The following is a 22,090-nucleotide window of genomic DNA, read 5'->3' on the forward strand; positions in this document are numbered from 1 at the left end:
GCTCACTTCCGAGTTCATTGCCGGGGGTCGATGTGGATCTTGGGCCCCGGGCCGGCGCCGGACGGTCGCCGTCCGGCCAGGACGCCGGCCGTGTCCGCCAGCCCGACCGTGGCGGCCACCAGCGGACGGGCGTCCACCGAGCCGCCGGCGTAGGCGTCGATGGCCCCGGCCAGCCCCGCCGAGCCCCCCAGGACGCCGACCGCGGTGACGTCCTTGAGCACCAGGTCGCGGGTGTCGAGCGTGGACGGCGTGCCGGCCAGGCCGATGTAGACGACGCGGCGGGCGGGTTCGGCCAGGCCGAGGGCGAACGCGGGCAGTTCGGCGGCGTTGGTGGCGTCGAGGACGGCGTGCCAGGGCAGGCCGGGCAGGGTCGCCCGCGTCCAGGCGTGCCGGAAGCCGAGGCCCGCGGCCAGGCGCAGGTCGGCCTCGGCGCGGCCCATGAGGTGCACGTCGGCGCCGCCGGCGCGCGCGAACAGCGCGGCCAGCAGGCCGATCGTGCCCGTGCCCAGAACCAGCAACCGCTCCCCCGCCTCCAGCCCCGCCGCGCGGACGGCGCGTAAGGCGTTGCCACCGGGCTCGACCAGCGCGCCCAAGGTCTCGTCCACCGTATCGGGCAGCGGATGGAGCGCCGCGACCGGGACGGCCAGCCGCTCGGCCAGCGCCCCCGCGGCGCCCCGGCTGATGCCGAGCTCGGCCAGGTCGGGGCACACGTGGTGGCGGCCCTGGCGGCAGCGGTCGCAGCGTCCGCAGCCGAGCATGGTGTCGCCGACGACCCGCCGCCCCAGCCACGACGGGTCCACGCCCTCGCCCACCTCGGCGACGCGCCCGCACCACTCGTGGCCGGGGCGCAGCGGGTAGCGGGAGCGGCCGGTGCGCAGGTAGCTCATCTCGCCGTTGAACAGCTCCATGTCGGTGCCGCACACACCGGCGCGCTCGACGTCCACGACGACCTGGCCGGGCCCGGCGGACGGGGGCTCGACCTCCTGGACCTCGGCCGCGCCCGGCCCGGTCAGGACGAGCGCCCGCACTACCGGGGCTCCACGACCCGCTGGCGCTGGCTGCCGAGCCCGTCGATGCCGAGCTCCATCATGTCGCCGGGCCGCAGCCAGATCTGCGGGTCGTGGCCCATGCCGACGCCGGGCGGGGTGCCGGTGTTGATCAGGTCGCCGGGCTCCAGCACCATGAACTGGCTCAGGTGGTGGACGATGACGTACGGGTCGAAGATCATCGTCTTGGTGTTGCCGGTCTGGCGGCGTACGCCGTTGACGTCCAGCCACATGCCCAGGTCGCGGACGTCGCCGAGCTCGTCGGGGGTGACCAGCCAGGGGCCGGCCGGGTTGAACGTCTCGGCCGACTTGCCCTTGCTCCACTGGCCGCCGCGTTCCATCTGGAAGGCGCGCTCGCTGACGTCGTTGACCACGCAGTAGCCGGCGATCGCGGCCGCGGCCTCCGCCGGTGAGCCGAGGTAGGAGGTGCGCCTGCCGATCACGATGCCGAGCTCCACCTCCCAGTCGGTCTTGGTGGCGCCGCGCGGGATGCGCACGTCGTCGTCCGGGCCGACCAGGGTGTTGGGCGACTTGGTGAACAGGATCGGCTCGGCGGGGACGGCCTGGCCGGTCTCGGCGGCGTGGTCGCTGTAGTTGAGGCCGATGCACAGGATCTGGTGCGGGCGGGCGATCGGCGCGCCGATCCGCTCGCCGGCGAACGCCTGCCGGGGGCCGTCGGCGACCCGTCCGGCGAGCAGGGCGGGGCCGCCCGCGGCGAAGAAGCGCTCGTCGAAGTCGGGGGTGAGGTCGGAGACGTCGACGTAGTGGTCGTCGTCCACGCGGACGACCGGCTTCTCGGCGCCGGGCGCGCCGATGCGCATGAGGTACAAGGGAATCTCTCCAGTTCTGCGGGGGTCAGGGAAGGTCTTGTCCGGCGGCGAGCGCGCGGATGGCCGGCACGTCCTCCACGAGCGCCCGCAGGGGCGTGCGGTAGGCCAGGCCGCTGATGCTGATCGCGCCGCTCGGCACGGTGGGCGAGGTCAGGTACGCCGGGACCGCCACGCAGTTGACACCCGGCTCGTTCTCCTGGTCGTCGGCCGCGTAGCCCTGCTCGCGGACGCGCACCAGCTCGGCGTGCAGCTCCTCGGCGGTGCCGATCGAGCGTTCGGTGGGCCGTTCCAGCCGCCGGCCCCCCACCCAGGCGCGCACGGCGGCCTCGTCGCGCAGCGTCTCGGCCAGCAGCACCTTGCCGACGCCGGTGCAGTGGGCCGGGTTGCGCCCGCCGACGACCGAGGTCAGCCGCACCGCGCCGGACGGCGGGTCGAGCTTGGACCGGTAGACCACCGACGTGCCCTCCAGCACCGCGTAGTGGACGGTCTCGCCGTAGCGGTCGCACAGCGCCTGGAGGATCGGGGTGACGCGGACGTGGTCGGGCCGGGCCTCGTGGTGGGCGAAGGCCATGCGCAGGAACTCGTCGCCGAGCACGTAACGGCCGTGGCCGTTGCGGACGGCGAACCCGGCGCGGCGCAGCGCGGCCAGGGCGCGGTGGGCGGTCGGCTTCGGGCTGGACACCGCGCGGGCCATCTCCTCCAGCCCGATGCCGTCAGGATGCCGGGCCAGCTCGGCCAGCACGGCCAGCACGCGGTCGGCTCCCACGAGCTTGGCGTCGCTGTCGGACATGTTCCGAAGGTTAGACCACCGTTCCGGAAAACGGAAGTTCGCCCCCCTCCCCGCCCTCCATTGACGCAACTCAACGGTTGCCATAATGTGGCAACCGTTCGGTTGCTATTAATGAGAGGCCGCCATGAGTGTTCCTGTCGCGACCGTTGAGGCCGCCCCGCCGCGCCTCGACGGCAGACAACGATTGATCGCGTTCGTCCTGCTCGGCGCCGGTTTCATGCTGGCGGTCGACTTCTCGATCCTGAACGTCGCCCTTCCCCAGGCCGGCGCGGGTGTCGGGCTGAGCCCGGCCCAGTGGCCCTGGATCACCTCGGCGTACGCGCTGCCGGCGGCCGGGTTCACCCTCGTGTTCGGCCGGACGGCGGACCTGTTCGGCCGCCGCAAGCTGTTCCTGGCCGGCATGGTCGTCCTGGCCGGGGCCTCCCTCCTCGGCGGCCTCGCCGACGGGCCCGGGACGCTGCTGACCGCCCGCGTGCTGCAGGGCCTGGCCACGGCGATGACGATCCCCGCCGCGCTGTCGCTGCTCACCACCACCTTCAAGGAGGGCCCGCTGCGCGCCCGCGTCCTCGGGCTGAACGGCGCCCTGCTGTCGGGCGGGTTCACCGTCGGCGCGCTGCTCGGCGGCGCCCTGGTCAGCCTGCTGAGCTGGCGGGCGGCGTTCCTGTTCAACGTGCCGGTCGCGGTGGCGATCGTGGTGCTGACGCCGTTCCTGATCCGCGAGAGCGTGCTGCCGGAGCGGGTGCGGCTGGACCTGCCCGGCGCGGTCACCGTGACCGGCGGCCTGCTGGCCGTGATCTACGCGGCCGTCGAGACCGACCTGGTGGCGGCCGTCGTCGGCGTGGTGCTGCTGGGCGCGTTCTGGCGGATCGAGCTGCGCGCGCCGGCGCCGCTCGCGCCGGTGCGCATCCTGCGGCGGCCCACGGTGAAGTGGGGCAACTTCGCCGGCTTCGTGATCTTCATGATGGAGCCCGCCATGATCTTCCTGGTGACGCTGTACCTGCAACGCGTCCTGGGGCTGTCACCGCTGGCCACGGGCCTGGTGTTCGGGATACCCGGGCTGGCGTCGGTGGTCGCCGGCGTGATCGCGGGGCGGTTCGTCGGGCGCTACGGCAGCCGTCTGGTGCTGGTCGTGGGCATGACGGTCCAGGCCCTGGCGACCCTGCCCACCGTCCTGCTCGGGACCGGCTGGACGGCGCTCGCGGTGCTGGTCCCCGCGTTGTTCGTCGGCTTCTTCGGGCATGTCACCGCGATCGTCGCCTACACCGTCACCGGGACCTCGGGCCTGCCGGACGAGGAGCAGGGGCTGGCGACCGGGCTGACGTCCATGACGCAGCAGGTGGCCATCACCGTCGGCGTCCCGCTCCTCGGCGCCGTCGCCGCCACGCGCGGCGGGGAGCTGGCCGGCATCCGCCTGGCCCTGCTGGTGGACGTCGCGATGACGCTCGCCGCCGTCGCCCTCATCTCCTACGGCCTGCGCCGGCACCCACGGCCGGAGCAGTGACCGTCCACCGGTCGCCACAAGATGTGGCAACCTTTTCCTGCTGCATATGGAGGTCGTCATGGGATTCCCCGATCGAGTCGAGCGGACCGTCGAGCTGGCGCACCCGCCCGGCAAGGTGTGGGCCGCGCTCACCACCCCCGAGGGGCTGGCCGCCTGGTTCGGCCAGGAGGCGGCGATCGAGCTGCGTCCCGGCGGGCCGGCGCGGATGAGCTGGAGCCACGGGCACACGGTCGACATGCGCGTGGAGCGCGTGGAGGAGCCGTCGGTGTTCGGCTTCACCTGGCCGGTCTTCGGCATGCCGGAGGACGACCTGCGCCGCACGTACGTCGAGTTCACCCTCGAACCGGCCGGCACGGGCACGCGGCTGACCGTCGTCGAGACCGGCTTCGCCCAGCTCCCCGACGACCACCACCGCAAGGCGTACGACGCCCACACCGAGGGGTGGGCGAGCGAGCTGGGCGAGCTGGTCGAGCACCTTGACGCCGCCTGACATCGAGGCGGTGGCCGAGCAGGTCTTCGTCGCCCTGGCCGACCCGAGCCGGCGCGCCATCCTGGCCGAGCTGGCCTCCCGGGGCCCGGCCACGGCGACCGACCTGGCCGCCCGCCTGCCGATCACCCGGCAGGCGATCGCCAAGCACCTGACGCTGCTGGCCGAGGCCGGGCTGGTGACGGCCGAGCCGGGCGAGCGCCGCCGCGTCCGCTACCGGCTGCGCTCGGCCCCGATGCGGGTGGCCCAGCAGTTCCTGGCGGCGCTGGCGAGCGACTGGGACGGCCGCCTCGACGCGCTGAGGAACCACCTCGACGGCTGACCGCCCGTCCCCGCCCCGCTCACGCGGCAGGGCGGGGACGGGCGAGCCAGGAGAAGGACCCGGCCATCAGCAGCGCGACCAGCCCGCCGGCGACCATCACGGCCGACACCGAGCAGGCGTCGACGATCACGCCGCCCAGGAGGGCGCCCAGGGCGAAGGTCGCCTGGAACGAAGAGGTGAAGATGACGGTCGCCGCCTCCGGCGTGCCGGGCGCGGCCCGCAGGAACCACGCCTGGGAGCAGACCGGCACTCCCCCGTAGGCCAGCCCCCACAGCACCAGCAGCACGACGGCCCCGGCCTGGGACGTGCCGGCCAGGGGCAGCAGCGCGGTGGCGGCCGCGATCAGGCCGCCGCAGACGACGAACGCCGCGCGCGGCGCGGTGGCCACGGCCCGGCCCGCCAGGAAGTTGCCCGCGATCCCCGCCACGCCGTACGCCAGCAGGACGGCGCTGACGGCGGCCGGGGACAGCCGGGTGACGTGCTCCAGGAACGGGGTGACGTAGGTGTAGGTGCCGAAGTGCGCCAGCACGACGAGGAACGTGGCCAGCAGCGCGATTCTGGTGCCGTGCAGGCGCAGCAGGTCCAGCAGCACGCGCGAGCCGGTGGCCTGACGGGCGGGCAGCGGCGGCAGCAGGGTCAGCAGCGCGAGCAGCACGAGCACGGCCAGCCCGGCCAGCACCAGGAACGCCGTCCGCCAGCCCGCCAGGTGGCCGATGAGGGTTCCGGCCGGCACCCCGAGCACCGAGCCCAGCGGCACGGCCGAGAAGATCAGGGCCGTGGCGGCGCCCACGGCGGACGGCGGCACCAGCCGGGAGGCCAGCCCCGCCGCGATCGACCAGAAGCCGCCGATGGTGAGGCCGACGAGCACCCGCGAGACCAGCACGACCCAGTAGGCCCCGGCCACGGCCGCCAGGACGTCGGCGGCGGCCAGCACGGCCATCATGACGCAGAGCATCACGCGGCGGTCCAGGCGGCCGGTGGCCACGGTCAGGACGGGGGCCGCGACGGCGGCGACGAACCCGGGCAGCGTCATGGTGAGCCCGGCGGTGCCGTCGGTGACGCGGAAGTCGGCGCCGATGGTGGTCAGCAGGCCGATGGGCAGGATCTCGCTGGTGACGATGGCGAAGATGCCCAGGGTGATCGAGGTGACCGCGAGCCAGGAGATCAGCGGCGGGCGCGGCGGGGCGAGGGTGGTGGTGGTTGCCATGGTTCCGTTCCGGACAAGGAATGATCTACGGCGAACCAGCCAACCAGCCACGACGTCCTTGACACCGGCCGATTTCGGACCACACCATCACCCGCCTCCCGCTCCCCGGGAGGCGCTGTCAGTCGGCGTGGAGCGCGGTCCGGAGTCCGGCGAGCAGGTCGGGCGCGGTGGCGCCCGGCGTCCGGAGCCGGACCGACAGCAGCCGCCCGTTCCACCGGGCCGGGACGCGGTAGCGGTCGGAGACGGGCAGGCCGAGGTCGTGGCCGAGCCGCAACCCGGCCCCGCCGTGCTGGAGCGCGACCGGCAGCAGGCCGTCGAACGCCAGGGCGCCCACCACGACGTCCTCCTGCGTCAGGTGGAACGCCGATCCTCCGGGGCCCGTCGTGTGGACGACGCCCACGGACCGGCGGCCGGCGGGGAGTGGACGGTCGGCGGTGAGCTCCAGCAGTTCCCCGGCCCGCGAGAAGGTGAAGGCCAGGCGGCCTTCCGTGACGTACAGGGCGAAGCCGCCGTTCCAGTCGCCCAGCGCGAACAGCACCCCATCGGGCTCCGCCGCCGCCTCGATCTCGGCCGTCCAGCGGAAGCCGCCGAACAGCAGCGGCAGCGACTCGTCGCACACGGGCGAGGCCCCCGGCCGGAACGTGCGGTCGTCGCCGGGCGGCCAGGCCGGGCCGATGAGGGCGCCGAAGCGCGCCACGAGGTTGTCGAACAGCGGCAGGACGTTGTTGCGCCCGGCCTCCCGCTCCCACAGCCGCCGCAGCCCGGCGACCACCTCCGGATGGTCGGCGGACACGTCGGCGGCCTCGGAGAAGTCGGCCGCCAGGTCGAACAGCGCCCAGTGGTCGCCGTCGAGGTCGCGGCTGCCGGTCAGGAGCTCCTCCTCGTCCAGGACGCCCGTGGACACGTGGTCGGTGGTGACCTTCCAGCGTCCGTGGATGAGGGAACGTGAGCCCAGCATCTCGAAGTACTGGGTCTCGCGCGGCGCGGGCGCGGCGGCGTCGCCGAACGTGGCCAGGAAGCTGGCCCCGTCGACCGGCTGCTGCTCGATCCCGTCCACGACGGCCGGCGGCTCGATGCCGACGGCGTCCAAAAGCGTCGGGAACAGGTCGTTGACGTGCACGATCTGGTCGCGCACCGCGCCTCCGCCGGTGATCCCGGCCGGCCAGTGCACGATGAGCGGCGTACGGGTGCCGCCGAGCCAGGTATAGCGCTTCCACAGCCGGAACGGCGTGTTCCCGGCCCACGCCCAGCCCCACGCGTAGTGGTTGTAGGTGCGCGGGCCGCCCCAGTCGTCATGGTGGGCGAGGTTGTCCTCCAGGGACTCGCGGATGCCGGCGGAGAAACGGTGCTCGTTGACGCTGCCGTCCACGCCGCCCTCGGCGCTGGCGCCGTTGTCGGAGAAGAGCACGACGATGGTGTCGTCGAGCCGCCCGGTCTCCTCCAGGTGGGCGAGCAGGCGGCCGAGCTGGGCGTCGGCGTGGGTCAGGAAGCCCGCGAAGACCTCCTGCTGGCGGGCGTACAGGCGGCGCCGGTCGGCGGTGAGGTCGTCCCAGGCGGGCACCCAGTCCGGGCGCGGGGTGAGCACGGTGCCGGGCGGGACGACGCCGGTCTCCACCTGGCGCCGGAAGATCTCCTCCCGCCAGGCGTCCCATCCCCGGTCGAAGCGGCCGCGGTAGGGCTCGCTCCACTCGGGCCCGACGTGGTGCGGCGAGTGCGTGGCGCCGAGGCCGAGATAGAGGAGGAAGGGCTTGCCGGGGGCGGCGTGGCGCTGGTCGTCGAGGTAACGGACGGCCTGGTCGACGAGGTCTTCGGTGAGGTGGTAGCCCTCCTCGGGGGTGGCGGGCGGGTCCACGTGGTGGTTGTCCCGGACGAGGTTGGGCGCGTAGTGGTTGGTGTCGCCCTGCAGGAAGCCGTAGTGGCGCTCGAAGCCCAGGCCGAGCGGCCAGTGGCCGAACGGGCCCGCGGCCGAGCGCTCGTAGCGCGGCGTGAGGTGCCACTTGCCGACGGCCAGGGTGGAGTAGCCGTGGTCGCGCAGGATCCGCGGCAGGGTCGCGGCCGAGCGCGGGATGCGGGCGGTGTAGCCGGGGTGGTCGAGCGGGAGGTCGGCGAGGAAGCCCATGCCGACCGCGTGGTGGTTGCGCCCGGTGAGGAAGCAGGCGCGCGACGGCGAGCACAGGGCCGTGACGTGGAACCGGTTGTAGCGCAGGCCGCCCGCCGCGAGCCGGTCGATGTGCGGAGTGGCGATGTCGGAGCCGAAGCAGCCGAGCTGGGCGAAGCCGGTGTCGTCCAGGACGACGGCGAGCACGTTCGGGACACCGTTGGAGGCACGAGAGGTCGGTTCTGCGGTCACGGAGAGGCTCCTGCGAGGAGAGGCGTACGGTCTTGGACAGCAGACGGCAGCAGAGTAAGACAGGGTGTCTTAATCCGCGACGATACCTCGGCGATCCGGAAAAGGTGGGAATGCAGGCCAAAGAGAAGATCCTCCTGGCGGCCGAACGGCTCTACGCCGAGCGCGGTCTCGACGTCTCGCTCCGGGAGATCGCCCTCGCGGCCGGGCAGGGCAACCATTCGGCGGTCCAGTACCACTTCGACGGCAAGGCCGGCCTGATCGACGCCCTGTACGCCCACCGCATGACCCCCCTCAACCACCGCCGCCGCGAGCTGATCGACGACCTGCGCGCCCACGGCCTGGAGCAGGACCTTCCCGCCCTGGTCGAGGCCTACCTCGCCCCGCTGGCCGAGCACGTGCTCACCCACCGGGGCGCGAGCTGGTACCTGCGCTTCACCAGCCGGTACGTGCTGTCCGGCGCCTACCGGTCCTGGCCCTACTCCAGCGACCACCACCCCGGCGTCGGCGAGCTGGCGGGCCTGCTGCGGCGGCGGCTGCCCGGCCTGACGCAGGAGCGCCTGCGGGTGCTCAACCTGCACGTCGTCGTGGTGCTGGCCGACCTGGAGCAGCGATTGGGCGACCCGGCCTTCGACGCCGCGCGGGCGGCGGCGGCCGTGGCCGACCTGCGCGTCACCGCCCACGCCCTGCTCACCGCCTAGCGTCCGGGTGCGAGGGCCACCGACGGCGTGCGGGCCAGGCGGGGCAGCACGTACTCGCCGACCCGGTAGGCCTCCTCCAGGTGCGGCCAGCCCGACAGGACGAACTCCGCCACCCCCGTGGCGGCGTACTCGCGCAGCAGCGCGGCGACCTCGTCGTACGAGCCGACCAGGGCGGTGCCTGCGCCCTCGCGCACCAGCCCGACCCCGGCCCACAGCCCCGGATGGATCTCCAGGTCGCGGGTGCCGCCGGCGTGCAGGTCCACCATGCGCCGCTGGCCGACGGAGTCGTAGCGGGCGAAGCGGCGCTGGGCGGCGGCCACGCGGACGGGGTCCATGCCCGCCAGCAGCCGGTCGGCCTCGGCCCAGGCGGCGGCCGAGGTGTCGCGGGCGATGACGTGCACGCGCAGGCCGTACCGGAGCTCGCGGCCCAGCGGCTCGGCCAGGGCGCGCAGCCGGGCGACGCGCTCGGCGACGGCCGCCGGCGGCTCGCCCCACATGAGCACCACGTCGGCGTGGCGGGCGGCGACCCGCTCGGCCGCCGGGGAGGCGCCGCCGAAGTAGATCGGCGGGCGCAGGTCGAGCGGCGCGGCCAGCCCACCGCCCTCCACGCGGTAGTGCTCGCCGTGGTGGTCGAACGGCACGCCGTCCCAGGCGCGGCGGAGCACGTGCAGGAACTCGGCGGTCCTGGCGTAGCGGGCGTCGTGGTCGAGGAAGTCGCCGTAGGCGCGCTGCTCGACGGGGTCGCCGCCGGTGACGACGTTGAGCAGCAGCCTTCCTCCGGAGATCTCCTGGAAGGACTGGGCCTGCTGGGCGAGCAGGGTGGGCAGCGCGTAGCCGGTGCGGAAGGCGACCAGCGTCCTGAGCCGGTCGGTGTGCTGGGCCAGGGCCGCGCACACGATCCACGGGTCGGGGCAGCCCGCGCCGACCGGGGTGAGCGCGCCCTCGAACCCGGCCTGCTCGGCGGCCCTGGCGACCTGTGTCAGGTAGCCGAGCGTGGCGGGGCGGGCGGCCGGGCGGAAGGCGTCTGTGGTGGTGATGGCCGAGCGCACGTCGTGGCCGTCGCCGGTCGTGGGCAGGAACCAGTGAAAGCGCATCAGGGCTCCTCGGGGACACCGGGTATTATCCTGTAAAAACGACTCGTTTAGTATGAAATACCCCCAGCCACCGCGCAAGCCTCCGGGCACGCGGAACGCCCGGGGCAACCGCCCCGGGCGTTCCGGTCACGCTCAGGCCAGGTCGAACCGGTCGAGGTTCATGACCTTGTCCCACGCCGCGACGAAGTCACGGACGAACTTCTCCTTCGCGTCGTCGCTCGCGTAGACCTCCGCGACCGCGCGCAGCTCGGAGTTCGCGCCGAAGACGAGGTCGGCGCGGGTGCCGGTCCAGCGCACCTCGCCCGTGACGGCGTCGCGGCCCTCGAAGACGTTGGCGTCCTCGGTCGAGTGCCACGTCGTGCCCAGGTCGAGCAGGTTGGCGAAGAAGTCGTTGGTCAGCGTCCCCGGGGTCGTGGTGAGGACGCCGAGCGTCGACTGCCGGTGGTTGGCGCCCAGCACGCGCAGGCCGCCCACCAGGACGGTCATCTCCGGCGCGCTCAGCGTCAGCAGGTTGGCCCGGTCGAGCAGCAGGTACTCGGCCGGCAGGCGGTTGCCCTTGCCGAGGTAGTTGCGGAACCCGTCGGCGGTCGGCTCCAGCGCGGCGAACGACTCCACGTCCGTCTGCTCCTGCGTCGCGTCGGCCCGTCCCGGCGTGAAGGGCACCTGGACGTCGTAGCCGGCCTCCTTGGCGGCCCGCTCGACACCCGCGCACCCGGCGAGCACGATCAGGTCGGCCAGCGAGACCTGCTTGCCGCCGGTCTGAGCGCCGTTGAACGTCTTCTGGACGCCCTCCAGGGTGCCCAGCACGGTCGCCAGGCGGTCGGGGTCGTTGACCTCCCACGCGCTCTGCGGCTGCAGGCGGATGCGCCCGCCGTCGGCGCCGCCACGCTTGTCGCTGCCGCGGAAGGAGGAGGCCGAGGCCCACGCGGTGGAGACCAGCTCGGACACCGACAGCCCCGTGGCGAGGATCTGCTCCTTGAGCGCGGCGACGTCGGCCGCGTCGACGAGCTCGTGCGTCACCGCGGGCAGCGGGTCCTGCCACAGCAGTGTCTCGGCCGGGACCTCCGGGCCGAGGTAGCGGGCGCGCGGGCCCATGTCGCGGTGGGTGAGCTTGTACCAGGCGCGGGCGAAGGCGTCGGCGAGCTCGTCGGGGTGCTCCAGCCAGCGGCGGGTGATCTGCTCGTAGACCGGGTCCACGCGCAGCGACAGGTCCGTCGTCAGCATCGTCGGGGCGTGCCGCCTGGCCGGGTCGTGGGCGTCGGGGACGGTGCCGGCCCCGGCGCCGTCCTTCGGCCGCCACTGGTTGGCGCCCGCGGGGCTCTGGAACAGCTCCCACTCGTAGCCGTACAGGATCTCCAGGAAGCTGTTGTCCCAGGTCGTGGGGGTGTCCGTCCAGATGCCCTCAAGGCCGCTGGTGATCGCGTCGGCGCCCTTGCCGGTGCCGTGGCTGTTGCGCCAGCCGAGGCCCATCTGCTCGATCGGGGCGGCCTCGGGGTCGGGGCCGACGCTGTCGGCCGGGCCCGCGCCGTGGGTCTTGCCGAAGGTGTGGCCGCCCACGATCAGGGCGGCGGTCTCCTCGTCGTTCATCGCCATGCGGCGGAAGGTCTCGCGGATGTCGCGGGCCGCGGCGAGCGGGTCGGGGTTGCCGTTGGGGCCCTCGGGGTTGACGTAGATGAGGCCCATCTGGACCGCGGCCAGCGGGTTCTCCAGCTCGCGGTCGCCGGTGTAGCGCTGGTCGCCGAGCCAGGTGGACTCGGGGCCCCAGTAGACGTCCTCGTCGGGCTCCCAGGCGTCCTCGCGGCCGCCGGCGTAGCCGAAGGTCGTGAAGCCCATCGACTCCAGGGCCACGTTGCCGGTGAGGATCAGCAGGTCGGCCCAGGAGATCTTGCGGCCGTACTTCTTCTTGACCGGCCACAGCAGGCGGCGGGCCTTGTCGAGGTTGCCGTTGTCCGGCCAGCTGTTGAGCGGCGCGAAGCGCTGCTGCCCGGCCCCGGCGCCGCCACGTCCGTCACTGATCCGGTACGTGCCCGCGCTGTGCCAGGCCATCCGGATCATGAACGGGCCGTAGTGGCCGAAGTCGGCCGGCCACCAGTCCTGCGAGGTCGTCAGCACCTCGGCGATGTCCCGCTTGACGGCCGCGAGATCGAGGGTCTTGAACTCGGCGGCGTAGTCGAAGTCCGCGCCGAACGGGTTCGCCACGGCCGGGTTCTTGGCCAGGATCTTCAGGTTGAGCCGCTCCGGCCACCACTGGCGGTTGCCGCCGCCCTGGGTCGGGTGCGGGGCGCGCTCGTGCGCGACCGGGCAGCCGCCGCCGTCCTCCGACTTGGCGTCTGTGACGATCGCATCATGGTTCTCAGACATGGGAATCCTTCCGGACTAGGCGGATCGGGTGCTCAGGCACTGCTGCCGGTGGAACAGGCGGGACACAGGCCCCAATAGATGACCTCGGCCTCGTCGATGGCGAAGCCGCGGTCGTCGGAGGCGGTCAGGCAGGGTGCGTGGCCGACGGCGCAGTCGACGTCGGCCACGGCGCCGCACGACCGGCACACGAGATGGTGGTGGTTGTCCCCGACGCGGCCCTCGTACAGGGCCGAGCTGCCGGGAGGGTCGATGCGGCGGACGAGCCCCGCGGCGGCGAGCGCGTGGAGGGCGTCGTACACGGCCTGCAACGAGATATGACCCACGCGCTCGCGCACCCCGGAGGCGATCGCCTCGACCCCGAGATGGTCGCCGTCCCGGACGGTCTCGAGCAGCGCGACCCGGGCGGCGGTCACCCGCAGCCCGGCGCCACGCAGCTCCTCGGCGGTCGTCGGAGCGTTCGATGCGGTCATAGCCGCCAAACCTACCCACATAAACCTGAATGACACAAGAGAACGAATCATCCAAGTTTAGTAAGATGTCCGGAAATGTTCCCCCAGAAGGGGCATTACGCCGGAGCCGGACCCCCTTCCAGCAGCCGCCCGCCGGACAGCTCCAGCCTGCGGTCCACCCCGATCTCCGCCAGGAACCTCTCGTCGTGACTGACCACCACGAACGCCCCCTCGTACGCGCCGAGCGCGCTCTCCAGCTGGCTCACGCTGACCAGGTCGAGGTTGTTGGTCGGCTCGTCCAGCAGCAGCAGCTGGGGCGCCGGCTCGGCGCACAACACGCAGGCCAGCGTGGCGCGCAGCCGTTCGCCGCCCGACAGCACGGCGACCCGCAGGTGGGCCCGCGCGCCCCGGAACAGGAAGCGGGCCAGCAGGTTCATCCGCTCGGCGGCCGGCATCGCGGGGGCGAAGGCGGCCAGGTTCTCGGCGACGGTGAGCTCGTCGTCGAGCAGGTCGAGCCGCTGCGACAGGTAGGCCACCCGGCCGTCGGCCCGCCTGGTCGTGCCACTGTCGGGTTCGAGCTCGCCGGTGATCAGGCGCAGCAGCGTGGACTTGCCGACGCCGTTGGAACCGGTCAGCGCGATCCGCTCGGGCCCGCGGACGACCAGGTCGAGGCCCGGCTCGGCGAACAGCCCGCGGGCCATGAGGTGCTCGCCCTGGAAGACCGTGCGCCCGGCGGGCACGTTGGTGCCGGGCAGTTGCAGGGAGATCCGCTGGTCGTCGCGCAGGGCGCGGCCCGCCTCGTCCAGCCGGGCCTTGGCGTCGCTGACGCGGGCGGCGTGCGTCTGGCTCGCCCGGCCGGCCGACTCCTGGGCGCCGCGCTTCATGTTCCCGGCGAAGATGCGCGGCAGGCCGGCGTTCTTGAGGTTGCGGGCGGCGTTGCCGGCCCTGCGCTCGGCGCGCTCGCGAGCCTGCTGCATCTCCCGCTTCTCGCGCTTGAGCTCCTGTTCGGCCGTGCGCACGTTGCGCTCGGCGGCCTCCTGCTCGGTGCGTACGGCCTCCTCGTAGGCGGTGAAGTCACCGCCGTAGAAGCGCACCTCGCCCCGGTCCAGCTCGGCGATGCGGTCCATGCGGTCGAGCAGGGCGCGGTCGTGGCTCACCACGAGCAGGCAGCCCTTCCAGTCGCCGAGCACGGTGTGCAGCCGGTCGCGGGCGTCGAGGTCGAGGTTGTTGGTGGGCTCGTCGAGCAACAGGACGTCGGGCCGCCTGAGCAGCTGCGCGGCCAGGCCGAGCGAGACGATCTGCCCGCCGCTCAGCGTGCGCAGCGTGCGGGCGAAGTCGAGGTGGCCGAGGCCGAGCCGGTCGAGCTGGGCGCGGGTGCGCTCCTCGATGTCCCAGTCGTTGCCGATGGTGGTGAAGTGCTCCTCGGCGGTGTCGCCCGCCTCGATGGCGTTGAGCGCGGCGATCACCGGGGCGATGCCCAGGACCTCGGCCACGCTCAGGTCGCCGGCCAGCGGCAGGCTCTGCGGCAGGTAGCCGAGCACGCCGGCGACGGACACGCTGCCGGCGCGCGGCCGGTACTCCCCGGCGATGAGCTTGAGCAGGGTGCTCTTGCCCGCGCCGTTGGGGGCGACCAGGCCCGTACGGCCGCCGGGCACGCTGAAGGACAGGTCGCTGAAGACCGGGGTGTCGTCAGGCCAGGAGAAGGACAGGTTGGAGCAGACGATGAACGCGTCGGACATGTGAAGAAGACCTCAACGGAGAACGCGGGCATGCCGAAGCCGCCCGGTGAAAGGACAGGGATTCGGGAAACGACGAACAGGGCCACACCGGCGGCGCTCACGCGCTCACGCCGGGGCCGATCAACCTCCGGTATCACCCGGAGATGTCGTCGTCACCTGCCATGTCTGGTCTCCTAGCTGAGAATCACAAGCATTTCACACCTTAGCAGGCGGCCCGTCGTGCTCCGGCCGCCTGCTTCCCGGGTGAGGTGTCAGTGGGCTCCGGCGGCGCGGAGCAGGGCGGCCACCTGCCTCTGGCCCTTGGCCACGGCGTGCGCGAGCGGGGTGACGCCGTCGCGGTCGGCCAGGTCGACGTCGGCGCCCGCGGCGATCAGCAGCCGGACGATCTCCTGGTGACGCTCACCGCCGTCGCCCAGGATGACCGCCTCCAGCAGGCCCGTCCAGCCCAGGTCGTTGACGTGGTCGACGTCGATGCCGGTCTTCAGCACCTCGCGGACGTACTCGACGTGCCCGCGTTCGCAGGCGGGGATGAGGGAGACGCCGCCGTAGCGGTTGCGCTTGGTCAGGTCGGGCCCGGCGGGCAGCAGCGCCCTGAGCATCGCGACGCTTCCGGTGACGCCGGTGACCAGCCAGGGGGTGTCCTTCCTGAAGTCCTGGGCGTCGGGGTCGGCGCCCGCCGCGACCAGCAGCTTGGCCACCTCGACGTGGTCGGCCGCCGCCGCGAGCAGCAGGGCCGTACGGCGTTGCGCGTCGCGGGCCTCGACGTCTGCCCCCGCCCCGAGCGCGTCCCGGACGGCGGCGGCGTCACCGCGCGCGGCCCCCGCCAGCAGTTCCTCGTCGGCCATTCCCGCTCCTTTCACCTCGCGCCCGCCGCAGGCCGCGAGCATCAGACCGAGCCCCCAGGTCAGGACGGCTCGGCGCTTCATCCCTTCATCCTTCCGCCTTCCCGCCCCCGGCCGCGCGCCGGGGGCCGGGCACGGCCGGTCAGCGCAGCTGCCCGGCGACCGCCTTGAGGCCCGCCTGGGCGATGGACTCGTCGATGTCGCCGCTGGGGGCGCCGCCGACGCCGATGCCCGCGACGGGGGCGCCGCCCGAGGCGACGGGCACGCCGCCGCCGAGGAAGAGGGTGCCCGGGATGTCGGCGATGGACGGTCCGCCGCCGGTGATGCCCTTGCCGAGCTCACTGGTCGTCCGGCCGAAGGAGACCGCGGTGAACGCCTTGCGCCTGGCCGACTCCTCGGTCTGCGGGCCCGCGCCGTCGCCCTTGAGCACCAGGCGGGTCGCGCCGGACCGGTCGACGATCACGACGGAGACGCGCTGCTTCTGCTTGACGGCCTCCTTCAGCACGGCGTCGGCGATCTTCAGGGCGGCGTCGGCGGAGAGCGTCCCGGTCTGCACGACGGGCTCGGCGGCGGCCACGCGGGCACTGTGGGCGCTGTGTGCGCTGTGGGCGGCGTCGGCGGCCTGGGCGGGCGAGGTGGCGGCGACGGCGCCGGCCAGCACGGCCAGCCCCGACAGCGAGCCGGCGACCAGGCGAGTACGGATGTTCATGGTTTCTCCAGTTCGGCAGGGCGAAGTCGGACACCTCAAGGTTTCCCGGCGGACCGCGCCGGGCCATCGGGAGCACGGGCGATCCCCGCGCGCCGGCCGGTCGAGCGCCGGGTCAACCGATCGGTTGATGCGCTCCCGTGCTGGTGGGGGCCACCATCGGGCAGGGGATAGTGTCGGAGGGCATGGCGACGGGGAGGGCGATGAGGGAGCGCACCTGGCTCAACTGGGCCATGCACGTCGGGTTCTACCTGCTGCTCGCCGCCTCGGCCCTGCGGCTGGTGTCCCGGCACGGCATGGTCCCGCAGACGGTGACGTCGCTGGCCGTCTGCGCCCTGCTCGCGCTCGCGTACGCGGCCGGGATCGTGGGGTGGGACCGGCTGGGGCGGCAGGGGCGGCTCGTCTGGCTGGGCGGCGTGGCGGCGGTGTGGCTGGCGCTGGTGATGCTGGCGCCGTCGTTCAGCTGGTGCGCGGTGCCCCTGCTCTTCCTGTGCCTGCGGCTGCTCGACGCGCGCGGTTTCGCGGTGGCCGCCGCGGCGCTGACCCTGGTGGTGATCGTGGCCCAGCTGGAGATCGCCCGGGAGCTCGACGTCAGCCTGATCCTCGCGCCGGTCGGCATCGCGGCCATGACGGCGGTCATCTTCGGGGAGCTGCAACGCGAGAGCGCCGCCCGGCAACTGCTCATCGACGACCTGATCAGCACCCGCGGCACGCTGGCCGACTCCCGCCACCGCACGGGCGTGCTGGAGGAGCGCGAGCGGCTGGCCAGGGAGATCCACGACACGCTCGCCCAGGGCCTGACCAGCATGGGCATCCTGCTCCAGGCCGCCGACCGCATGTGGGCCACCGACCCCGCCCAGGCCCGCGCCCACGTACGGCGGGCCGCCGCGGCCGCCGCCGACAACCTCGACGAGGCGCGCCGGTTCGTCCGCGGCCTCCAGCCGTCCGGCCTGGTGGACGTCTCGCTGCCCGAGGCGCTGGCCCGGCTCTGCGCCGACGCCGACGGCACCGGGCCACGGGTGCGCTTCCGGCTGGCCGGCGAGGAGTACCCGCTGGCGCCGGAGGTGCAGGCGGCGCTGCTGCGGGTGGCGCAGGCGGCGCTGGCCAACGTACGCGACCACGCCGGACCGGCGGCGGGCACAGCGGCGGCCACGGTGACGGCCACGGTGACGCTGTCCTACCTCGACGGCGAGGTCACGCTCGACGTGTTCGACGACGGCGTGGGCTTCGCCGAGCCCGCCCCCGCTCCCGGTCGCGGCTACGGGCTGCGGGCGATGCGCGACCGGCTGGCGGAGGTGCACGGCGTCCTGGTGGTCGAGAGCGCGCCGGGCGAGGGCACGGCGGTCGCGGCCCGGGTGCCCGCCGCGTGGCCCCCGCGCGTCCTGGACGGAGGTGGCCCGGCATGAGGCTGTTCCTGGTCGACGACCATCCGGTGGTCCGGGCGGGGCTGGTGGCCCTGCTCGGCGGCGAGGACGACATGGAGGTCGTCGGCGAGGCCGCCGACGGGACCGAGGCGCTGCGCGGCATCGCCGCCCGCTCCCCCGACGTCGTGCTCATGGACCTGCAGCTCGGCGACGGCATCGACGGCGTGGAGGTCACCCGGCGGGTCCGCGAGCTGCCCGCGCCGCCGCAGGTGCTGGTGCTGACGACGTACGAGAGCGACGCCGACATCATGCGGGCCGTCGACGCCGGGGCCATCGGCTACCTGCTCAAGGCGTGCCCGCCCGAGGAGCTGTTCCAGGGCATCCGGGCCGCGGCCAGGGGCGAGAGCGTGCTGTCGGCCAAGGTGGCGACCCGGATGATGCGGCGCATGCGCGAGCCCGGCCCGGCGCTGAGCGCCCGCGAGGTCGAGCTGCTGGAGCTGCTGGCCAGCGGGGCGAGCAACCGGGAGATCGCCCGGCGGCTCTTCATCACCGAGGCGACGGTCAAGACCCACCTGGTGCACATCTACGACAAGCTCGGGGTGGAGACGCGCACGGCCGCCGTCACGGCCGCCGTCGAACGCCGCCTCATCCGGCTCCCTTGAGCACCGGCCGCCCGCCCGGACGTCCGGGCGAGCGGCCGGGCGCGCGGGGTCGCGTGCCAGGCGTCAGCGGATGGCGGCGGGGGAGGTCGCGCCGGGGACGAGCCGGTGCGGCGGGCCGCCGGTGACGTCGGCCGCCCACACGTCGCCGTCCTTGGCGTACATGACCGTGCGGTCGTCCAGCCAGGCGGCCTGGTCGTCGATGCTGGCCCGCTCCCCCAGCGGGCTCTCCCGCATCGTGGCCAGGTCCAGCAGGTGCAGCCGCCACGGGCCGGGTGAGACGCGTTTCTTGAACACCAGCCGGGTCCCGTCCGGCGACAGGGACGGGCACTCGGCGTTCTCCCTGAGCACGCGGGCCCGCCAGGCCCCGAAGTCGCCTTCCACCAGGTACGTCCGGCCCTTGGTCCCGACGGTCGCGTAGAAGCGGTTGTCGTCGGCGGCGAACGTGACCCCCCAGTAGTTGACGTCGGCGGAGTGGTAGCGGCGGCCGTCGAGGTAGAGCGGGATGTCCTCCATGTTCGTGATGAGGTAGCCGGTCCGGGTGTCGAGGATGCCGGTCCAGGTGGAGAAGCCGCCGGTGCTGTAGGAGTCGCCGGTGACGAACACCGTCCAGGAGGCCATCCGGCCGCTGGCGGACACGCGGGCCCGGCTCGGCACCCCGGCCAGGTTGACCCGGCGGGTCTCCTTCAGCGACCGGTCCAGGACGAGCGCCTCGGTCTTCGGCAGCGGGCCGGGGCGGGTGGCCAGGCACAGGGTGGTGCCGTTCGCCGTGTAGAAGCGGTCGCAGGCCCGGGAGCTGACCCGCGGCGGCGCGCCCGGGTCGGCGAGGGGCACGGACGCGACGCGTCCGCCGCTGCGTACCAGCACCCGGCCGGGCTCGGCGGCGTCGAACCCCGCGGCGGCGGGCGCGACCTGGCGCGAGGACGCCGCCCAGGTGGCGTACGCGGTCGCGCCGCCGGCCAGCAGCACCACCGCGGCCAGGAGTACGAGCACCCGTCTCATTGACGACCTCCTTGTCATCGCAGCGTCCGCCAGGCGACCACGGACGCCGTCACCAGCCCCGCGGCCATCACCGCCAGCGCCGGCCCCTCCCCCGTCCCCGCCCACAGCAGGCCGAACAGGATGGACGACACCATCCGGGCCGTGGCCTGCCCGGTCTGGAGCAGCGCCAGGCCGCCGGTCCGCGCGCTCTCGGGCAACATCGGCCCGGTCAGCGCCATGAGCACGCCGTCGGTGGCGGCGTAGAACAGGCCGTGCAGCAGCAGCGCGGGCACCAGCCAGGCCGGGCCCAGCAGCACCAGGTACACCGCGAGCAGCGCCACGTGCCCGGCGACGAACACCGCCGCGCGCCCGAACCGGTCCGACAGCCTGCCGAGCGGCACCGCCAGCAGCAGGTACGCGCCCGCCGTGCCGAGCGGCAGCAGCGGGAACAGCTCGGGCGCGATCGCCAGCCGCCGTTGCAGCACCAGGTAGACGAACGAGTCGCTGACCGTCACCAGGCCGAGCGCCACCGCCACCAGGCAGGCCCGGCGGAACCCGGGCTCACGCGTCACCGCCGCCCGCAGCCGTACGCGGACGGTCAGGGGGCCGCGCCGGTCCCGTACGTACAGAACGAGAAGGAGCACGCCCAGGGCGGCCACGCAGAAGCTCGTCACGAACACCGCGTCGTAGGCGCCCGCCGTCGCCGTCAGCACCGCGAACGCGGCCAGCGGCCCGAGGAAGGCGCCCACGGTGTCCATCGCCCGGTGCACCCCGAACGCGCCGCCCAGCCGTTCGGGCGGGGCGCTCAGCGTGATGAGCGCGTCCCTGGGCGCGGTGCGCAGCCCCTTGCCGGTGCGGTCGGCGGCCACCACCAGGCCGAGCGCCGCGGCCGACCCGCCGGCCGCGAGCAGGCCCAGCTTGCAGACGGCCGAGAGCCCGTACCCGAGCCCGGCGACCAGCTTGCGGCGGCTCCACCGGTCGGCGGCGTGCCCGCCGGCCAGCCTGACCAGCGCGGTGACACCGAAGTACAGGCCGTCCAGCAGCCCGAACTGCACCAGGCTGAGCCCGAGCGCGCCCACCAGGTACAGCGGCAGCACCGCGGTGACCATCTCCGACGAGATGTCCGTGACCAGGCTGACCAGGCCGAGCGCCACCACGTTGGCGGGCACCGCCCTGGTCAGCCGGGTGCCGAGAAGCGAGATGTACATCTAGTGGCAGGAGTAGGTCGGGCTGCTGTCCTTGACCGAGCCGTCGGTCCCGACCAGCTGCCAGCCGAACGTGCTCCCGGCGAACGTCAGCTTCAGCACGCCGAAGGTGTCGGTCAGCCGCTTCTGGCTGTTCGGCTGCACGTTCTCGATCTGGTACGGCGACGCGCCGCCCATCCCGCCGAGCACCTCGACGATGCCCTTCGCGGTGTCGGCCTGGGCGCTGGGGTTCTGCGGCCCGAACCGCTCGTAGTGGTGGTCGTGCCCGTTGAGCACCAGCTCGGCGCCGGCCGCGTACAGCGCCTGCCAGACGGGCTTGGAGACGGGGTCGTTGCCGTGCTCGCCGGAGCTGAACAGCGGGTGGTGCCAGTACGCGGCCACGCACGGCTTGGTGGTGGCGGCGAGGTCGTTCTTGAGCCAGGTGAGCTGGGCCGACTGGTCGAAGTGGTTGGAGTCGAGCGCGACGAAGTGCCAGTTGCCGCGGTCGTAGCTGTAGTAGCTCTTGCCCTGTGGGAAGGCGATGACGCCGAAGTAGGACTTGTACCCGGCCTCGGACCCGGCCGGGTCGTAGGTCTCGTGGTTGCCGGGGACCGGGCGGGTCTTGGCCTTGAACCTGCCCCACGTCTTGTCGTAGTAGTTGCGGAAGTCGGACAGGAGGGCGTCGTCGTACTGGTTGTCGCCCATGGTGATGACGAACTCCGGGTTCATCGACTCGACCAGGGCGGCCGTCTTGGGGTGCACGCAGGAGGAGGAGCTCGCGGTGCACTGCTCGGCGATGTCACCGGCGGCGGCCACCACGAACGTGTCGCCCGGCGGGTCGGTGGGCGGGTCGGTCGGCTGGGTGCCGCCGCCGTAGACCTGCATCTCCCACAGGGAGTAGCCGTAGGAGGTGCCGCGCGCGGTCCCGTACATGCGGACGTAGCGGCCGGTGGCGGTCAGGGCGAGGTCGTCCACGCCGCCGTCGCCGGTGGTGGTGGAGTAGACGTCGGTCCAGGTGCTGCCGTCGGCGGAGGTCTGGATCTTGTACGACTTGCCGTAGGCGTCCTCCCAGGTCAGCTTGACCCGGCTGATCTGCTGGGAGGCGCCGAGGTCCACCCGCAGCCATTCGGGGTCGTGGCCTTCGGCCGAGGCCCACCGGGTGGCGGCGAGGTCGCCGTCGAAGGCCTTCGCGGCGGCGTAGGAGGAGGCTTCCTTGGAGGAGGAGGTGGCGGGTCTGCCCTGCGAGAGCAGCGTCTCGGCGGTGCCGGCCGAGGCGGTGGCGGCCACGAGCAGGCCGGCCACCAGGCCGATCACGGCCATGACGGCCAGGCGGACTCTGGACATGGCGATTCTCCTGGGGGTGAGAGATCGGAGCACGGTCCGGTGGGCGGCCGGGTCAGGAGTCTTTCGCTGAGCGCGTCACCTCCTCGTGGGAGGCCGCGCCGAGCCGCTTACCGGGATCGTGGCCCAGGGCGCGGAG

Annotated in this window: 20 protein-coding genes; 6 read left to right on the forward strand and 14 right to left on the reverse strand. The window is 73.5% G+C overall.

Features of this window, described 5'->3' with window-relative positions:
• Window positions 1-14: 14 nt before the first annotated feature.
• Genes ACWCSU_RS30085 through ACWCSU_RS30095 form a run of 3 tightly spaced genes read right to left on the reverse strand, consistent with a single transcriptional unit; the run spans window position 15 to window position 2,666 of the window.
• Window positions 15-1,028: a zinc-dependent alcohol dehydrogenase gene (locus ACWCSU_RS30085; protein WP_449939481.1), complete on the reverse strand. Its 1,014-nt coding sequence runs from the start codon at window positions 1,026-1,028 to the stop codon at window positions 15-17.
• A complete protein-coding gene (locus tag ACWCSU_RS30090; RefSeq protein WP_449939484.1) occupies window positions 1,028-1,876 on the reverse strand; it encodes a fumarylacetoacetate hydrolase family protein in 849 nt (282 codons plus the stop codon). Before ACWCSU_RS30090 ends, ACWCSU_RS30085 begins: the two co-directional genes overlap by 1 nt.
• Window positions 1,877-1,901: 25 nt before the next feature.
• Entirely contained in the window at window positions 1,902-2,666 is a 765-nt protein-coding gene (locus ACWCSU_RS30095; protein ID WP_449939487.1) for an IclR family transcriptional regulator, read from the reverse strand.
• 124 nt (window positions 2,667-2,790) lie between these two features.
• Between ACWCSU_RS30095 and ACWCSU_RS30100 the strand changes: the two genes are divergently transcribed.
• The 3 genes from ACWCSU_RS30100 to ACWCSU_RS30110 are packed head-to-tail and all read left to right on the forward strand — an operon-like array spanning window position 2,791 to window position 4,976.
• Window positions 2,791-4,167 (forward strand): MFS transporter, encoded by a 1,377-nt coding sequence (locus ACWCSU_RS30100; protein WP_449939490.1) that lies wholly within the window; start codon window positions 2,791-2,793, stop codon window positions 4,165-4,167.
• Between the two features lie 58 nt (window positions 4,168-4,225).
• Complete coding sequence (locus tag ACWCSU_RS30105; RefSeq protein ID WP_357696994.1) at window positions 4,226-4,657, forward strand: SRPBCC domain-containing protein; 432 nt, start codon at window positions 4,226-4,228, stop codon at window positions 4,655-4,657.
• A complete protein-coding gene (locus ACWCSU_RS30110) occupies window positions 4,644-4,976 on the forward strand; it encodes a metalloregulator ArsR/SmtB family transcription factor (RefSeq protein ID WP_364087700.1) in 333 nt (110 codons plus the stop codon). Before ACWCSU_RS30105 ends, ACWCSU_RS30110 begins: the two co-directional genes overlap by 14 nt.
• Window positions 4,977-4,995: 19 nt before the next feature.
• On the opposite strand, the gene ACWCSU_RS30115 is transcribed toward ACWCSU_RS30110, so the two are convergent.
• On the reverse strand, window positions 4,996-6,183 hold the full coding sequence (locus tag ACWCSU_RS30115) for an MFS transporter (RefSeq protein ID WP_449939496.1): 1,188 nt from the start codon (window positions 6,181-6,183) through the stop codon (window positions 4,996-4,998).
• Window positions 6,184-6,301: 118 nt separating this feature from the next.
• The gene (locus tag ACWCSU_RS30120; RefSeq protein WP_449939499.1) at window positions 6,302-8,533 is read right to left on the reverse strand and encodes an arylsulfatase; all 2,232 of its coding nucleotides are present in this window, start codon (window positions 8,531-8,533) and stop codon (window positions 6,302-6,304) included.
• Window positions 8,534-8,643: 110 nt separating this feature from the next.
• Between ACWCSU_RS30120 and ACWCSU_RS30125 the strand changes: the two genes are divergently transcribed.
• Window positions 8,644-9,231: a TetR/AcrR family transcriptional regulator gene (locus ACWCSU_RS30125; RefSeq protein WP_357696986.1), complete on the forward strand. Its 588-nt coding sequence runs from the start codon at window positions 8,644-8,646 to the stop codon at window positions 9,229-9,231.
• Here ACWCSU_RS30125 and ACWCSU_RS30130 read toward each other — a convergent pair.
• The 6 genes from ACWCSU_RS30130 to ACWCSU_RS30155 all read right to left on the reverse strand — a co-directional run bounded on the left by ACWCSU_RS30130 (window position 9,228) and on the right by ACWCSU_RS30155 (window position 16,425).
• Window positions 9,228-10,325, reverse strand: coding sequence for an LLM class flavin-dependent oxidoreductase (locus ACWCSU_RS30130; RefSeq protein WP_449939503.1), 1,098 nt, complete (start codon window positions 10,323-10,325; stop codon window positions 9,228-9,230). The genes ACWCSU_RS30125 and ACWCSU_RS30130 overlap by 4 nt on opposite strands.
• A 132-nt stretch (window positions 10,326-10,457) precedes the next feature.
• Window positions 10,458-12,686, reverse strand: coding sequence for a catalase/peroxidase HPI (gene katG, locus ACWCSU_RS30135; protein WP_449939506.1), 2,229 nt, complete (start codon window positions 12,684-12,686; stop codon window positions 10,458-10,460).
• Between the two features lie 32 nt (window positions 12,687-12,718).
• A complete protein-coding gene (locus tag ACWCSU_RS30140; RefSeq protein ID WP_357696981.1) occupies window positions 12,719-13,156 on the reverse strand; it encodes a Fur family transcriptional regulator in 438 nt (145 codons plus the stop codon).
• A 95-nt stretch (window positions 13,157-13,251) separates the two neighbouring features.
• Window positions 13,252-14,874 (reverse strand): ABC-F family ATP-binding cassette domain-containing protein, encoded by a 1,623-nt coding sequence (locus tag ACWCSU_RS30145; protein ID WP_449939510.1) that lies wholly within the window; start codon window positions 14,872-14,874, stop codon window positions 13,252-13,254.
• Between the two features lie 251 nt (window positions 14,875-15,125).
• Window positions 15,126-15,800 carry an ankyrin repeat domain-containing protein gene (locus ACWCSU_RS30150; protein WP_364087719.1) on the reverse strand — a complete coding sequence of 225 codons (675 nt, stop codon included), beginning with the start codon at window positions 15,798-15,800 and terminating at the stop codon, window positions 15,126-15,128.
• A 58-nt stretch (window positions 15,801-15,858) separates the two neighbouring features.
• Entirely contained in the window at window positions 15,859-16,425 is a 567-nt protein-coding gene (locus tag ACWCSU_RS30155) for a GlcG/HbpS family heme-binding protein (RefSeq protein ID WP_449939514.1), read from the reverse strand.
• 200 nt (window positions 16,426-16,625) lie between these two features.
• Between ACWCSU_RS30155 and ACWCSU_RS30160 the strand changes: the two genes are divergently transcribed.
• Together ACWCSU_RS30160 and ACWCSU_RS30165 are read left to right on the forward strand one after the other, a co-directional pair.
• The gene (locus ACWCSU_RS30160) at window positions 16,626-17,828 is read left to right on the forward strand and encodes a sensor histidine kinase (RefSeq protein ID WP_449939517.1); all 1,203 of its coding nucleotides are present in this window, start codon (window positions 16,626-16,628) and stop codon (window positions 17,826-17,828) included.
• Window positions 17,825-18,448: a response regulator gene (locus ACWCSU_RS30165; RefSeq protein WP_449939519.1), complete on the forward strand. Its 624-nt coding sequence runs from the start codon at window positions 17,825-17,827 to the stop codon at window positions 18,446-18,448. The genes ACWCSU_RS30160 and ACWCSU_RS30165 overlap by 4 nt, the downstream gene beginning before the upstream one ends.
• A 63-nt stretch (window positions 18,449-18,511) precedes the next feature.
• On the opposite strand, the gene ACWCSU_RS30170 is transcribed toward ACWCSU_RS30165, so the two are convergent.
• The 3 genes from ACWCSU_RS30170 to ACWCSU_RS30180 are packed head-to-tail and all read right to left on the reverse strand — an operon-like array spanning window position 18,512 to window position 21,954.
• Window positions 18,512-19,447, reverse strand: coding sequence for a TolB family protein (locus ACWCSU_RS30170; RefSeq protein ID WP_449939522.1), 936 nt, complete (start codon window positions 19,445-19,447; stop codon window positions 18,512-18,514).
• Window positions 19,448-19,461: 14 nt separating this feature from the next.
• Window positions 19,462-20,634, reverse strand: a complete 1,173-nt coding sequence (locus ACWCSU_RS30175; protein WP_449939525.1) for an MFS transporter — start codon at window positions 20,632-20,634, stop codon at window positions 19,462-19,464.
• On the reverse strand, window positions 20,635-21,954 hold the full coding sequence (locus ACWCSU_RS30180) for a discoidin domain-containing protein (protein ID WP_449939528.1): 1,320 nt from the start codon (window positions 21,952-21,954) through the stop codon (window positions 20,635-20,637).
• Window positions 21,955-22,090 lie beyond the last annotated feature (136 nt).

The organism is Nonomuraea sp. NPDC001699, assembly GCF_053596455.1.